Origin of the sequence: Amycolatopsis minnesotensis, assembly GCF_039529815.1 — a bacterium.
Classification (GTDB): domain Bacteria; phylum Actinomycetota; class Actinomycetes; order Mycobacteriales; family Pseudonocardiaceae; genus Amycolatopsis; species Amycolatopsis minnesotensis.
Genome location: NZ_BAAANN010000018.1, coordinates 115200 through 129348 on the forward strand (window position 1 = coordinate 115200; position 14149 = coordinate 129348).

At 70.9% G+C, this 14149-nt stretch carries 14 protein-coding genes; 10 read left to right on the top strand and 4 right to left on the bottom strand.

Annotation, left to right across the window (positions count from 1 at the left end):
* Positions 1 to 111: 111 nt before the first annotated feature.
* Together ABD256_RS23050 and ABD256_RS23055 are read right to left on the bottom strand one after the other, a co-directional pair.
* Positions 112 to 276, bottom strand: coding sequence for a hypothetical protein (locus ABD256_RS23050; RefSeq protein ID WP_344422399.1), 165 nt, complete (start codon positions 274 to 276; stop codon positions 112 to 114).
* A gap of 85 nt (positions 277 to 361) precedes the next feature.
* Positions 362 to 1204, bottom strand: coding sequence for a DegV family protein (locus ABD256_RS23055; RefSeq protein WP_344422402.1), 843 nt, complete (start codon positions 1202 to 1204; stop codon positions 362 to 364).
* A gap of 257 nt (positions 1205 to 1461) precedes the next feature.
* On the opposite strand from ABD256_RS23055, the gene ABD256_RS23060 reads away from it, so the two are divergent.
* Both ABD256_RS23060 and ABD256_RS23065 read left to right on the top strand, forming a co-directional pair.
* The gene (locus ABD256_RS23060) at positions 1462 to 2247 is read left to right on the top strand and encodes an electron transfer flavoprotein subunit beta/FixA family protein (protein ID WP_344422405.1); all 786 of its coding nucleotides are present in this window, start codon (positions 1462 to 1464) and stop codon (positions 2245 to 2247) included.
* Between the two features lie 35 nt (positions 2248 to 2282).
* Positions 2283 to 3242: an electron transfer flavoprotein subunit alpha/FixB family protein gene (locus tag ABD256_RS23065; protein WP_344422408.1), complete on the top strand. Its 960-nt coding sequence runs from the start codon at positions 2283 to 2285 to the stop codon at positions 3240 to 3242.
* Between the two features lie 57 nt (positions 3243 to 3299).
* Here ABD256_RS23065 and ABD256_RS23070 read toward each other — a convergent pair whose 3' ends face one another.
* Positions 3300 to 4181 carry an SDR family oxidoreductase gene (locus ABD256_RS23070; protein WP_344422411.1) on the bottom strand — a complete coding sequence of 294 codons (882 nt, stop codon included), beginning with the start codon at positions 4179 to 4181 and terminating at the stop codon, positions 3300 to 3302.
* A gap of 86 nt (positions 4182 to 4267) precedes the next feature.
* On the opposite strand from ABD256_RS23070, the gene ABD256_RS23075 reads away from it, so the two are divergent.
* The 6 genes from ABD256_RS23075 to mnmA all read left to right on the top strand — a co-directional run bounded on the left by ABD256_RS23075 (position 4268) and on the right by mnmA (position 11224).
* The gene (locus ABD256_RS23075; RefSeq protein WP_344422414.1) at positions 4268 to 4834 is read left to right on the top strand and encodes a TetR/AcrR family transcriptional regulator; all 567 of its coding nucleotides are present in this window, start codon (positions 4268 to 4270) and stop codon (positions 4832 to 4834) included.
* Between the two features lie 130 nt (positions 4835 to 4964).
* The gene (locus tag ABD256_RS23080) at positions 4965 to 5747 is read left to right on the top strand and encodes a GNAT family N-acetyltransferase (protein ID WP_344422417.1); all 783 of its coding nucleotides are present in this window, start codon (positions 4965 to 4967) and stop codon (positions 5745 to 5747) included.
* A gap of 14 nt (positions 5748 to 5761) precedes the next feature.
* Complete coding sequence (locus ABD256_RS23085) at positions 5762 to 6643, top strand: lysophospholipid acyltransferase family protein (RefSeq protein ID WP_344422569.1); 882 nt, start codon at positions 5762 to 5764, stop codon at positions 6641 to 6643.
* An 819-nt stretch (positions 6644 to 7462) separates the two neighbouring features.
* Positions 7463 to 8833: an MFS transporter gene (locus tag ABD256_RS23090; RefSeq protein WP_344422420.1), complete on the top strand. Its 1371-nt coding sequence runs from the start codon at positions 7463 to 7465 to the stop codon at positions 8831 to 8833.
* Positions 8834 to 8909: 76 nt separating this feature from the next.
* Positions 8910 to 10130: a cysteine desulfurase family protein gene (locus ABD256_RS23095; RefSeq protein ID WP_344422423.1), complete on the top strand. Its 1221-nt coding sequence runs from the start codon at positions 8910 to 8912 to the stop codon at positions 10128 to 10130.
* A 5-nt stretch (positions 10131 to 10135) separates the two neighbouring features.
* On the top strand, positions 10136 to 11224 hold the full coding sequence (mnmA, locus tag ABD256_RS23100; RefSeq protein WP_344422427.1) for a tRNA 2-thiouridine(34) synthase MnmA: 1089 nt from the start codon (positions 10136 to 10138) through the stop codon (positions 11222 to 11224).
* Between the two features lie 245 nt (positions 11225 to 11469).
* Here the strand turns inward: mnmA and ABD256_RS23105 are convergent, their stop codons facing one another.
* A complete protein-coding gene (locus tag ABD256_RS23105; protein ID WP_425546502.1) occupies positions 11470 to 11865 on the bottom strand; it encodes a GNAT family N-acetyltransferase in 396 nt (131 codons plus the stop codon).
* 84 nt (positions 11866 to 11949) lie between these two features.
* On the opposite strand from ABD256_RS23105, the gene ABD256_RS23110 reads away from it, so the two are divergent.
* Both ABD256_RS23110 and ABD256_RS23115 read left to right on the top strand, forming a co-directional pair.
* A complete protein-coding gene (locus ABD256_RS23110; protein ID WP_344422430.1) occupies positions 11950 to 13470 on the top strand; it encodes an acyl-CoA synthetase in 1521 nt (506 codons plus the stop codon).
* Between the two features lie 47 nt (positions 13471 to 13517).
* Complete coding sequence (locus ABD256_RS23115; protein WP_344422433.1) at positions 13518 to 14096, top strand: TIGR03086 family metal-binding protein; 579 nt, start codon at positions 13518 to 13520, stop codon at positions 14094 to 14096.
* The last annotated feature ends 53 nt before the right edge of the window (positions 14097 to 14149 follow it).

Genomic DNA, 14149 nt, shown 5'->3' on the forward strand with positions numbered 1-14149 from the left:
TACGAGAAGTCCCGTTCGTTCGCCAGGGGAGCCCCCGATTTCAAGATTACCGTGGTGCACCGACGAAAACGGTGCGACGGGGAAACGGGTGCTCGCCCCGGCGGCGTGGTGTCAGCGCTTGCGGTACCCCTTCGCGCGCTCCTGCACCTTCGCCAGCGCGTCCTTCGCCTGCTGGCGGCGCTTCGGGTCGTTCGCGAAACCCTTGGCCTGATTGATCACCCGCCTGCCCTGCGGGCTGCTCGCGAGGTGGGCGATCCGGCTGAACAGCGATGCCATGGCTGTCGTCCTCCGTGCTGGGCTCGTGACGGTATGTCCGTTTCGTCTGTCCAACGCGCCGCGGCGGCCGTGAGTTCCGCGGCGCTCAGGCGGGGGAGACGGTGATGCCGAGCGCGCCGGGCCCGACGTGGGCGCCGATGATCGTGCTCGCCTCGACGATCATGTTGTCGCGCATGTCGGGCAGCTCGGCGCGCAACCGGTTCGCGACCTCGTCGACGCGTTCGTCGGCGGAGCCGAAGCGCACCATCGCGACGTCGACCGGCCCGCGTCCGGCGTGCTGGCCGGCCAGATCGGTGAGCCGCTGCAGCGCGCGCCGGGTGCCAGGCACCCGTGCGAGTGGTGCCACCTCGCCGTTGGTCACGGTCAGCAGCGGCTTGATGGACAGCGCGGTGCCCAGCACGGCCGCCGCCGCGCCGATCCGGCCGCCGCGGCGCAGGTACTCCAGGGTGTCCACGTAGATCAGCTCCGTGCTGCCCTGGTAGCGGCGTTCGGCGGCCTCGATGACCCGCCGCGGGTCCGCGCCGGCGGCCGCGGTCCGTGCCGCGGACAGCGCGGCGAACCCGAGGCTCATCCCGGTGGTTTCGCTGTCCAGCACGTGGACGGGCACCTTGACCTGGTTCGCGGCCTCCCGCGCGGCGCGCACGGTGGCCGACATCCGGCCGGAGATGTGCACGCTGACGATGGCGGTCGCGCCACGGGAAACGGCGTCCTGGTAGGCCCAGAAGAAGGCGCCGGGATCGGGCGGCGAGGTGGACACGGGTGTCCCGTGGCGCAGGGCTTCGACCAGCTCAGGGCGTTCGAATCGGTGTTCGTCGTCGGTTCTCGACCCCACGTGGAGCTGGACCTGGACGACGGAGATGCCCCACTGGGAGACGAGCTGGCCGGGGAGGCAGGCGGTCGAGTCGGTGACTACGGCGACGGTCGGCACAGTTCCGCAGGCTAACCCGAATCACTCGACAGGAGTACCCAGAGGTTCCGCCAAGCGGGTTAACACACACCTGGGGTAACCTGATGACGAGACAACTTCTGGGACGATGGTCCCGATAAAATGTGATTCCAGGTGAATGGCGTCACCTCGGCGCGCCAGCTCGCCGGAACTTCCCTAATCTACCGGCGAGTAGTGCAGGGTAAAGCCGTATTCAGGGCGCGCGGAGCGTCCCAGTAACGGGAGGTCGAAGAGGACCCATGACCAACATCGTCGTCCTGGTCAAGCAGGTGCCGGACACCTATTCGGAGCGCAAGCTCTCCGACGGTGACCACACCCTCGACCGCGAGTCCGCCGACGCCGTGCTCGATGAGATCAACGAGAAGGCCGTCGAAGAAGCGCTGAAGATCAAGGAAGCGGGCGAGGGCGAGGTCACCGTGATCTCGGTTGGCCCGGACCGCGCGACCGACGCGATCCGCAAGGCGCTTTCCATGGGTGCGGACAAGGCCATCCACATCTCCGACGAGGCGTTGCACGGCTCCGACGCGATCGCCACCGCCAAGGTGCTCGCCGCCGCCGTCGGCAAGGTCGAGGGCTACGACCTGGTCATCGCGGGCAACGAAGCGTCCGACGGCCGCGGTGGCGCGATCCCCGCGATCCTGGCGGAGCTGCTCGGCGTGCCGCAGCTCACCCACGTACGGGTGCTGACGGTCGAGGGCTCGACCGTCAAGGCCGACCGGGAGACCGAGGACGGCATCACCCACCTCGAAGCGAGCCTGCCCGCAGTGGTGAGCGTCGGCGAAAAGATCAACGAGCCGCGCTACCCCTCGTTCAAGGGCATCATGGCCGCCAAGAAGAAACCGGTCGAGACGCTGACGGTCGCCGACCTCGGCATCGACGCGGGCGAGGTCGGCCTCGGCAACGCGTGGAGCTCGGTGCTCGAAGCCACCCCGAAGCCGCCGCGCACGGCTGGTGAGCGCGTGGAGGACGAGGGCGACGGCGGCTCGAAGGTCGCCGAGTACCTGGTCTCGCAGAAGATCATCTGAGCCCCGCCGACAGAGATTTCGAGGAGGAAAGACGAATGGCTGAAGTACTCGTCCTCGTCGACCATGTCGACGGCGAGGTCAAGAAGGTCACGCTGGAACTGCTCACCGCCGCCCGTTCGCTCGGCGAGCCGTCCGCGGTGGTGGTCGGCCAGACCGGCATCGCGGCGAAGGCGAAGGAGTCGCTGGCCGCGCACGGTGCGGCCAAGGTGTACGTCGCCGAGGGCGACGACGCCGCGAACTACCTGGTGACGCCGAAGGTCGACGTGCTCGCCGCGCTGGCCGAGAAGTCGTCCCCGGCCGCGGTGCTCGTCGCCGCGTCGTCCGAGGGCAAGGAGATCGCGGGCAGGCTGGCCGTGCGGCTCGGCTCCGGTCTGCTCACCGACGCCGTCACGGTGAACTCCGACGGTTCGGTGGAGCAGTCCGTCTTCGGTGGCGCCTTCTCGGTGAAGTCGAAGTCCGCCAAGGGTTCCCCGGTCATCTCGGTGCGCCCCGGCGCGGTCGACGCCGAGCAGGCCGAGGGTGCCGCGGCCGAGGAGACCGTCGAGATCCCGGCCACCGACCCGGCGAAGGCCGCGAAGATCACCGGTGTCGAGCCGGTGACCGGTGGCGACCGCCCCGAGCTGACCGAGGCGTCGATCGTCGTCTCCGGTGGCCGCGGCGTCGGTTCCGCCGACAAGTTCGACGTGGTGGAGAAGCTGGCCGACTCGCTCGGTGCGGCCGTCGGCGCCTCGCGTGCCGCGGTGGACTCCGGCTACTACCCGGCGCAGTTCCAGGTCGGCCAGACCGGCAAGACCGTTTCGCCGCAGCTCTACGTGGCGCTCGGCATCTCCGGTGCGATCCAGCACCGGGCTGGCATGCAGACCTCGAAGACGATCGTCGCGGTCAACAAGGACCCCGAGGCCCCGATCTTCGAGATCGCCGACTTCGGCGTCGTGGGCGACCTGTTCAACGTCGCCCCGCAGCTGACCGAAGAGGTCGCCAAGCGCAAGGGCTGATCTCCCGGCTGTTCCCGAAGGCCACCAGCACACGCCGTGCTGGTGGCCTTCGGCGTGTCAGGGCTGGATGTTTTCCAGATCCTCCAGAAGGCCGGGGTGCTTCGGCTCCCAGCCGAGCGCCTGCCGGGTGTGGGCGCTGGAGGAGGGCTGGTCTGCCGAGAAGATCTGGCCGAGCGGGCCGTAGGTTTCGGCAGGCACGGACTCGACGGGCAGGCTCAGCCGCTTGCCGATGACCGCGGCGATGTCGCGCACCTGGTCGCCTTCGTCGGCCACGGCGTGCCAGGCGGTACCCGCTTCCGCCCGCTCCAGCGCGAGCCGGAACAGGACGGCGGCGTCGAGCGCGTGCACGGCGGGCCAGCGCTGCGTGCCGTCGCCGGGGTAGCCGGACACCCCGCTCTGGCGCGCGATGTTCGTCAGGAGACCGGCGAACCCGCCATCCCCCTGGTTGTGCACCGTGCGCGGCAGGCGTACGGCCGAGGTCCGGACTCCGCGCGAGGCCAGGCCCAGGATCGTCGTGACGGTTCGGCTGCGGCCGCCGACCGGTCCGTCGGTCGACGCCGGGTCGGCCTCGGTGGAGGCGCGGCCCGGCACGGCGGGTGTGCCGGAGCAGGTGACGAAGGGACGGTCGCTGCCGACGAGTTCCTCGCCGAGGGCGGTGAGGGCGGCCGTTTCCTCGGCGACCGCGTTCGCGACGGCGTCGGCACTGCTGAAGTCGTTGCTGAAGGCCAGGTGGATCACCCCGTCGGCCCGTGCGGCACCGGCGCGCAGGACGTCCAGGTCGGCGAGTCCTCCCCGGAGCGGCTCGGCGCCCGCCTTCTCGGCGGCCAGCGCGGACGCGTCGGAGCGGGTGAGTGCGAGGACGGTGTGGCCGTTGCCGAGCAGTTCGGCGACGACGGCGGACCCGATCAGGCCGGTGCCGCCGGTGATGAAGACGCGCATGGGAACTCTCCCGCGAGTGATGGGACTCTTGTCCCGTCACTGTAGCAGAGTGATGGGACAAGAGTCCCATCGATTATGCTGGGGCCATGGGCCGATGGGAACCGGGGGCGCGCGAACGCCTCGTCATGGCGGCCGTCGACCTGTTCACCGAGCAGGGGTACGACGCCACGACGGTCGCGCAGATCGCCGAGCGCGCCGGGGTCACCAAGAGCACCTTCTTCCGGCACTTCCCCGACAAGCGCGAGCTGCTGGTGGCCGGGCAGGAGACGCTGAGCAGGCTGCTGACCGAGGGGATCGCCGAGGCGCCTGGCGGCGCCAGCCCGCTCGAAGCGGTCGCTGCCGGTCTTGAGCGGGCATCGAGCGCGATGGGGCCGATGAATCGCGAACTCGCCCCCCGGCTGAAGGCGGCCGTCGCTTCCAGCGCCGAGCTCCAGGAGCGCGACGCCCTCAAGAGCGTCAGCCTCGCGGCCGCGATGACCGCCGCACTGGTCGCCCGCGGCGTACCCGATCCGACCGCGGCCCTCGCGAGCGAACTGGGCGTCCTCGCCTTCAAGCGCGGGTACGCCGAATGGTCCGACGGCGAAGGTGAACTCGCCGGGTACACCCTGGCCGCCCTGGACGAACTGCGAGCGGCGAGCGCATCGCTTGGCTGACGCTCTCGAGGACGTCGCGCACTCGGGTTTACCTGAGAAAACGCTGAGAACCCGTTATTAACGGAACGTGCACCAAGCGGACATTCGATCGCACTCTCCGCGGTTTCTTTCCGGCGGGTACACCTAAGCCATGACGCGGTCACAGCTACTCGTCAGCACTGATCAGGCGGGTGCGGAGCTTCCTGCGGACGCTCCCCGCTACTCCCTGCTCGTCGCGGGCGACGCCGATGAAATCCTTGCCGCACAACGACTCCGCTACCGGATCTTCGCCGAGGAAATGGGCGCGCGGCTGCACTCGGAGCAGCCGGGCCTCGACGTCGACGAATTCGACCAGTTCTGCGACCACCTCGTGGTGCGGGACGACAACAGCGGCGACATCGTCGGCACCTACCGCATGCTCCCGCCGGAGCGGGCGAGACAAGCCGGCGGGCTGTACTCCGACACCGAGTTCGACCTCTCCTCGCTGGCCGCGCTGCGCCCTTCCCTCGTGGAGACCGGCCGCTCGTGCGTGCACCCCGACCACCGCAGCGGTGCCGTGGTGAGCCTGGTGTGGGCCGGGATCGCGCGCTACATGCTGCTTTCGGGCCACCGCTACCTCGCGGGCTGCGCCTCCGTCCCGCTCGCCGACGGCGGTGCCTACGCCGCCGGGGTGTGGGATGTGCTGCGCGCCAAGCACTACGCCCCGGAAACCGAACGGGTCACGCCGCTGCACCCGTGGGAGTGCGACGGGATCGAGCGCCCGGCGCGCTCGGTGCTGCCGCCGCTGATCAAGGGTTACGTGCGGCTCGGCGCGAAGGCGTGCGGCCCGCCCGCGCTCGACGCGGACTTCGGGGTCGCCGACTTCTTCGTGCTGCTCGACCTCCAGAACATCGACGAGCGGTACCTGAAATTCTTCCTCGGGGCCCAGTTGTGACCGCCCACCCGTGGATGCCCGCTTCCCCGTGCGGGGACGCGTGCCTCACGCCGGGCGCCCCGGCCGTCGCGTTCGGACGGAGGGTGCTCCGGTTCGCCGCGGCGATCGGGCTCGTGCTCGTCACCGTCACGGTGGCCGCGCCGTCGATGCTGGTGCTGCGCGGTAAGGCGCGGGAACGCTTGGTGCGCATGATCTTCTCGAACGTGCTGCGCGCGTTCGGGGTGCGGCTGCTGGTGCACGACCCCGAAGGCTTCGCCTCCGCCGAAGCGGGTCGCGGCGCGCTCGTGGTGAACAACCACATCTCGTGGCTCGACATCATGGCGATCAACGCCGTGCGCCCGATGCGCGCGCTCGCCAAGAAGGAGATCGCGGGCTGGCCGGTGCTCGGCGGCCTCGTCGCCAAGGGCGGCAGCATCTTCCTCGACCGCGAACGGCTGACCACCCTGCCCGGCACCGTCGCCGAACTGGCCGAGGCACTGCGCGGCGGCGCGCTCGTCAACGTGACGCCGGAGGGCACCACGTGGTGCGGGCTCGCTTCGGGGCGGTTCACCACGGCGACCTTCCAGGCCGCCATCGACGGCGGTGCGGGCGTGCGCCCGATCGCGATCCGGTACCGGCTTGCCGACGGCAGGGAGACCTCGCAGCCCGCGTTCATCGGCCCGGAGTCGCTGATCGCGTCACTGCGGCGCGTGGCGAGGCTGCGCGGCCTGGTGCTGGAGATGTTCGTGTGCCCCGAGATCGCGCCGGGCCGTGCCGCCGATCGCCGCGAACTCGCGGCGATCGCGGAAGCGGCCGTCCACTCCGCGCTCGGCACGGTCCGGATCCCGGCGCAGCAACGGAAGCGGGTCGTGAAAGCCCCGAAGGAGATCAGTGCCGAGAAGACGACCGCGGCCTAGCCCCCGAAGGCCATGGGCCGCGGCGGTTCCGGCGAGATCGGCCGCGGTTTCCGGAGGCGTGCGGGTGGTCCCTGAAGGTGACCTCTCGGGAATCTGACGCCGTGATCTCGTCCTTCGTGACGCGTGGCCTGGCGGCGGCCGTGCTCTGCGGGGCGCTTTCGCGGTGTCAGGTTTCCTCAGGGGCGCCTTTGGGGCAGGTGGCCTGGAGCGGAGCGGGCCTTGCGAAGGGCGCGTTCGCGACATTCATGCCTCGGAAGGCCGTCTGCGGGGCATCGGCGTGGATGCGAGAAGGCGCGAGATCCCGGCCCATGCCCTCAAGGGCGCTTCGGGGATTCTGACGCCGTGATCTCGTCCTTCGTGACGCGTGGCCTGGCGGCGGCCGTGCTCTGCGGGGCGCTTTCGCGGTGTCAGGTTTCCTCAGGGGCGCCTTTGGGGCAGGTGGCCTGGAGCGGAGCGGGCCTCGCGAAGGGCGCGTTCGCGACATTCATGCCTCGGAAGGCCGTCTGCGGGGCATCGGCGTGGAAGCGAGAAGAGGCGCGAGATCCCGGCCCATGCCCTCAAGGGCGCCTTCGGGGAATCTGACGCCGCGATCTCGTCCTTCGTGGCGCGTGACGTGGGGGCGGCCGTGCCGTGCGGGGCGCTTTCGCGGTGTCAGGTTCCCTCAGGGGCGCCTTTGGGGCATGCGCAGCGAATCTGCCTTGACCTCTATGAGGAGCATGCCTCCCGCCACCGGGGCAGCGGGAGGGCAGGCGCGAATTCACCGCGCGGTACGGAAAAAGCGGTTGACCTCCACAGCGCTGGAGGTTGCACGCTGCGACCATGACCCAGACCTCGCAGGCTCGCGGCCGTGGCGTGCTGTGGACGCCGGAGCACCGCGTCACGACGGTGGCGCTGCTGCTCGTGGTCACCCTGATCGCGTTCGAGAGCATGGGCGTCGCGACCGCGATGCCGACGATGGTCGCCGCACTGCGCGGGGAAGCGCTGTATTCGTGGCCGTTCACCACGTTCCTCGTCGCGAGCGTGGTGGCGACCGTGCTTTCCGGGACGCTCGGCGACCGGCGCGGCCCGGGGCCCGCGCTGCTCATCGGGCCGGTGCTGTTCCTCGGCGGCCTGCTGGTCGGCGGGTTCGCGCACGAGATGGGCCTGCTGCTGGCCGGGCGCGCGCTGCAGGGCTTCGGCGCCGGGATCCTGCTGGTGGCGACGTCCCTGCTGATCGCGCTGACCTACGACGACCGCGAACGGCCGGTGATCTACGCGGCGAACGCGGCGGCGTGGGTGCTGCCCGCCGTGCTCGGGCCCGCGATCGCGGGGTTCATCACCGAGCGCTTCGGCTGGCGCTGGGTCTTCCTCGGGCTGTCCCCGCTCGTCCTGCTCGGCGCCGGCCTGCTGGCCGTGGTCGTGCGACGGCTCCCCGCGCACTTGCCGAGCCCTCGGCAACGCCGGGCGGGACTGGTGATCGCGCTGGGTGCCGCGGGCGGGGTCGCCGCGCTCACCTGGGCGGCGCAGCACCCGTCCGCGGTCGCCCTCGTGTACGGCGCCGCCGGGCTCGTCGTCCTCGGCGTGACGCTGCGCCGCCTGCTGCCCGCCGGCACGCTCCTGGCACGGCCGGGACTGCCGACGGTGGTCGCCTCCAGGGCGCTGATCTCCGGTGCCTACGCGGGCATGGAGGCCTACCTCCCGCTGACCATGACCTCCGTGCACGGGTACGGCCCGGCGGACGCGGGCCTGCCGCTCACGGTCACCGCGCTGGGGTGGTCGGCGGCGTCGCTGGCGCAGGGCCAGTACCCGGACTGGTCGCGGGAACGGTTGCTGCGCCTCGGTTTCGTGCTGGTTTCGGCGGCGCTCGCGTTGTTCTGCCTCGTTTCACAGCCGTGGTTCCCGGCGTGGGCCGCGTTCGCGGGCAGTGCCATCGGCGGCGCGGGAATGGGCCTGGCGATGCCGTCGATCTCGGTGCTGCTCCTGCGGTACTCGCCCGAGCCCGAACGCGGGTTCAACACCTCCGCGATGCAGCTCGGCGACTGGGTCGGCTCCGCGCTGGCCATCGGCTTCGGCGGCGTGCTGCTCGGCCTGCTCGGCTCGGCCGCGCGCCCCGCGGTGCCGATGACCGCGTTCGCCGTCGCGCTGGTGGCGGCCGCGCTGGTCGGGGTGCTGGTCACCGGGCGGTGGCCGGACCGGGTGGACCGGCGGTGACCACGGCGTGTGCCCGCACACGTCACGGTGAGGGCACGCTTCCCCCCGGCGGGCACGGGGCTACCCTGGACGGGCGATGACCTATCTCGACCACGCGGCGACCACCCCGATGTCGCCGCAAGCCATTGCGGCGATGACCGAGGCGATGTCCACCGTGGGCAACGCCTCCTCCTTGCATTCCTCCGGCAGGCGCGCGCGGCGCGTCGCCGAGGAGGCGAGGGAGACGGTCGCCTCCGCGCTCGGCGCGCGGCCGTCGGAGGTCATTTTCACCAGCGGTGGCACGGAAAGCGACAACCTCGCGGTGAAGGGCATCTACTGGGCGCGGCGGCAGGCCGACCCGGCGCGCCGCAGGGTGCTGGCCGGTGCGGTCGAGCACCACGCGGTGCTCGACACCGTCGAATGGCTCGTGGCGCACGAAGGCGCCGAGGTCACCTGGCTCGAGGTCGACCACGACGGCGCGGTCCGCCCGGAGGTGCTGCGCGCGGCCGTCGAAGCGGATCCCGGCAGTGTGGCGTTGGTCACCGTGATGTGGGCGAACAACGAGGTCGGCACGGTCAACCCGGTGCGGGAGCTGGCCGCGGTCTGCGCCGAGCACGGCATCCCGATGCACAGCGACGCGGTGCAGGCCGTCGGCTCGGTGCCGGTGGACTTCGCGGCGAGCGGTGTCGGCGCGCTCACCCTCACCGGCCACAAGATCGGCGGCCCGTACGGCGTCGGCGCGCTCCTGCTCGGCAGGGACACCCCGTGCATGCCGCTGCTGCACGGCGGCGGGCAGGAGCGGGACGTCCGGTCCGGCACCCTCGACGTCCCCGCGATCCACGCCTTCGCCGCCGCGGTGCGCACCAGCGTCGACGAGCGCGAAGAGAAGGCACGCGAACTTTCCGCGCTGCGGGACGACCTGGTCGCCGCGGTCCGGCGCGAGGTGCCGGACGCGCTGCTCAACGGCGCGGGCGGCGACCGGCTGCCCACCATCGCGCACTTCACCTTCCCCGGCTGCGCCGGCGACAGCCTGTTGATGCTGCTCGACGCGAAGGGCATCGAGTGCTCCACCGGCTCGGCCTGCACGGCAGGCGTGGCGCAGCCGAGCCACGTGCTGCTCGCGATGGGCGCCGACGCGGCGTCGGCGCGCGGTTCGCTGCGGTTTTCACTCGGGCACACCTCGACCGCCGCCGATGTGGCCGCGCTCGCCGGGGAGATCGGCACGGTGGTGGCGAGGGCGCGCCAGGCCGGGCTTTCCGGGATGAGGAAACAGGGTCCGAAACTGACCGAACCCGATCGAGACAGGGCTGAGGTGTAGCCGATATGCGCGTACTGGCCGCGATGAGCGGGGGAGTCGACTCCGCGGTGGCCGCCGCGAGGGCGGTCGATGCCGGGCACGAGGTCGTCGGCGTCCACCTGGCGCTGTCGGCCAAGCCGGGCACGCTGCGCACGGGTTCGCGCGGCTGCTGCACGATCGAGGACTCGCACGACGCCCGCCGTGCCGCCGACATCATGGGCATCCCGTTCTACATCTGGGACTTCGCCGAGCGGTTCACCGAGGAGGTCGTGGAGACCTTCGTCGGCGAGTACGCCGCCGGCCGCACGCCCAACCCGTGCGTCACCTGCAACGAGAAGATCAAGTTCGAGGCCCTGCTGGACAAGGCGATGGCGCTCGGCTTCGACGCGGTGGCCACCGGCCACTACGCTCGTCTATCCATTGTGGACGGTGTGCCGGAGCTGCGCCGCAGCGCCGACGAGGGCAAGGACCAGTCCTATGTGCTCGCCTCGCTGACGCCGGAGCAGTTGCGCCACTCGATGTTCCCGCTCGGTGACTCGTGGAAGACCGAGGTGCGCGCCGAGGCGGAGGAGCGCGGGCTCTCGGTGGCGAACAAGCCGGACAGCCACGACATCTGCTTCATCCCGGACGGCGACACCAAGAAGTTCCTCGAGTCGAGGCTCGGCCAGCACCCCGGCGAGCTGGTCGACGCCGAAACCGGCGCCGTGCTCGGCCAGCACACCGGCGTCCACGGCTTCACCGTCGGCCAGCGCAAGGGCCTCGGCATCGAGGCACCGGCCGCCGACGGCAAGCCGCGGTACGTGCTCTCGCTCGAACCGGTCTCGGGCACGGTCAAGGTCGGCTCCGCCGATCACCTCGGGGTCCGCGAGATCGTCGCGAACCGCCCGATCTGGCCCAGCGAGGTGGCCCCGGAGGGCCCGACGGAATGCGCGGTGCAGGTCCGCGCCCACGGCGGTATCGCGGACGCGGTGGCCGAGGTCATCGGCGACGAGGTGCGCGTCCAGCTCCGCGAGCCGTTGCGCGGCGTGGCACCGGGCCAGGTCGTCGTGCTCTACCGCCCCGATACCGAGGGCGACCTGGTGCTCGGCAGCGCGAAGATCGCCGCCACCGCCTGACGCGGCGAGAGGCCCGCCACGGTCTTCCCCGGCTCCGGCTGGTAGATCCACAGCCGCGGGCGCCGGATGTTCGGGGAACGTCATGACGTGCCGGTGGAGCGTGAGCGGCCCGGCCGTGGCGATGAACGTCCCGGCATGCCCTGAAGGTGCCCTTCGGGGCATCTCGTGCCGTGAGGGGCACCTTCAGGGCATGAGCAGCCGTGCGCCGCAGGTACGGCTGAAACCCTTACCGCGCCCCGAAAAAATTATAGAACCAACTTGAACCCCGTATGGGTCCCCGCGAACCCCAGCCGCTCGTAAAACCGATGCGCGTCGGCCCGAGAAGAATTGGAAGTCAACTGCACGATCCGGCATCCCCGCCGCCGCGACTCCTCGATCGCCCACTGCATCAGCAAGGTCCCCAGCCCGGTCCCGCGCTGGCTCCCCGCCACCCGGACACCCTCGATCAGCCCCCTGGAAGCCCCCTGGTGCGACAACCCCGGGATGATCGTCAGCTGGAACGTCCCGACCGCCCCCGTCCCGTCGTCGGCGACCATCAGGAGCTGGTTCGGGTCACCGTCCAAATCCGCGAAGGCCCGCAGGTAGGGCCCCAGGTCGTCGGTCGATTCGCGGGTCGCGCCGAGTTGGTCGTCGGCCAGCATCCGCACGATCGATTCGACATCTCCGGTCTTCGCGCGTCTAATCTGGATCTCGCTCACGTCCACCGATTATGCAGGAGGTACCAGGTGGGACCGCGTACGAGCACCGTCGACGATCTCCTCCGCCGCAGTGCGGCGAAGACCCCGGCGAGGACCGCGCTGCGGTTCGCCGGTCGCGAATGGACCTACGCGGAGCTGGACGCGGCAGTGACGAACGCCGCGGCGTTCCTGCTCGGGCTCGGGCTGGAGAAGGGCGCGCGCGTCGCCGCGTACGGCAAGAACTCCGACGCCTACCTCATCGCGTTCCTCGCCTGCGCCCGCGCCGGACTGGTGCACGTGCCGATCAACTACAACCTCGCCGGTGCGGAGCTGGCCTACCTGCTGGAGCAGTCCGGCAGCTCGGCCGCGCTGACCGACCCGGCGCTGCGGTCCGTTTTGGACGGTTCGGGCGCGGCGCCGCCGATCGTGGTGCCACTGCGCGACGACAACGAGTCCCTGCTGGACGCGGCGACCACCGGCGCGACACCGGACCTCGACGTCGAGGTGGCCGACACCGATCTCGTGCAACTGCTCTACACCTCCGGCACCACGTCACGGCCGAAGGGCGCGATGATGACGCACCGCGCGCTCGTGCACGAGTACGTGTCGAGCATCATCGCGCTGGACCTCACCGCGGACGACGCCCCGCTGCACGTCATGCCGCTCTACCACAGCGCGCAGATGCACGTTTTCCTCGTGCCGTGGCTTGCCGTCGGCGCGACGAACGAGCTGATGGAGACCCCCGACCCGGCCGAGATCCTGCGCAGGATCGAGGCGGACGGGCACCGCGCGTTCTTCGCCGCGCCCACGCTGTGGGTGGCGCTCGCGCACCACGCCGACTTCGCCGTCCGTGACCTCACCGCGCTCGAAAAGGCGTACTACGGCGCGTCGATCATGCCGGGCCCGATCCTCGCCGCGCTGCGGGAAGCCATGCCGGGGCTGGGGTTCTACAACTGCTTCGGCCAGTCCGAGATCGGCCCGCTGGCCACCGTGCTCGGCCCGGACGAGCACGCCGAGCGGCCGGAGTCGGCGGGCCGCGGGGTGCTCTTCGTCGAGGCGCGAGTGGTGGACGGCGACGGGAACGACGTCGCGCCAGGCGAACTCGGCGAGGTGGTGTACCGCTCGCCGCAGCTCTGCGAGGGCTACTGGGACAAGCCGGAGGACACCGAGGATGCCTTCCGCGACGGCTGGTTCCACTCCGGTGACCTGGTGCGGATCGACGAGGAGGGCTACCTCTCGGTTGTCGACCGGATCAAGGACGTGATCAACACCGGCGGGGTCATGGTCGCGTCGCGCGAGGTCGAAGACGCCCTGTACACCCATGACTCGGTGGACGAGGTCGCGGTGGTCGGGCTGCCCGACGACAAGTGGATCGAGGCGATCACCGCGATCGTGGTGTCCAAAAAGGACCACCAGGGCGGACGGGACGCCGAAGCGCTGCTGGTGCACCTGCGGGGCAGGTTGTCGTCCTTCAAGGTGCCGAAGGCGATCCACTTCGTCGACGAGCTGCCGCGCAACGCCTCGGGCAAGATCCTCAAGCGCGAGTTGCGGGACAGGTTCGCCAGGTGACCCCATACACGACAGGAGGTGTCGTATATGGGGTGCAGGATGAGGGCATGACGACCACTACGGACCCCCGCCCGCTCTACGACCGCGCACTGACCTGGGTGCGGAGCCTCGCCACCGGCCTGCCCGCCGAGCTGAGCGCGCCGACGCCGTGCGCCGAGTTCGACGTGCGAACCCTGCTCGGGCATCTCGTGGCCACTGTGGACAGGGCACGGGTGGTCGGCGAGGGCGGCGACGTGTTCAGCTGTCCCCTCGTCGTCACCGGCGTCGAGGACTGGCCGGGCGCGCTGGCTGGCGCGGCCGAGAAGATGCAGGCGGTCTGGCAGGACGACGCGGTGCTCGACCGCGAGGTGACCGTGCCGTGGGGCAAGGTATCGGGGCGGGCGGCGCTCTGGGGCTATCTCAACGAAGCGCTGGTGCACGGCTGGGATCTCGCCGTCGCGATCGGAGCCGACGAGGAAGCCGATCCGGAGCTGGCGGAGGCCGCGCTGACCGTGGCCAAGCAGTTCATCCCCGCCGAGCACCGCGGCGACCAGATCCCGTTCGCGCCCGTCGTCGCGCCGAGGCCGGGCGCCGGTCCGACCGAGCGGCTGGCCAACTGGTCCGGTCACCACCGGCAGGCCGGCTGATCCGGCGGGTACGGGAAAACGATTCGACGGCGTGGCGGCGTACTGACACAGTG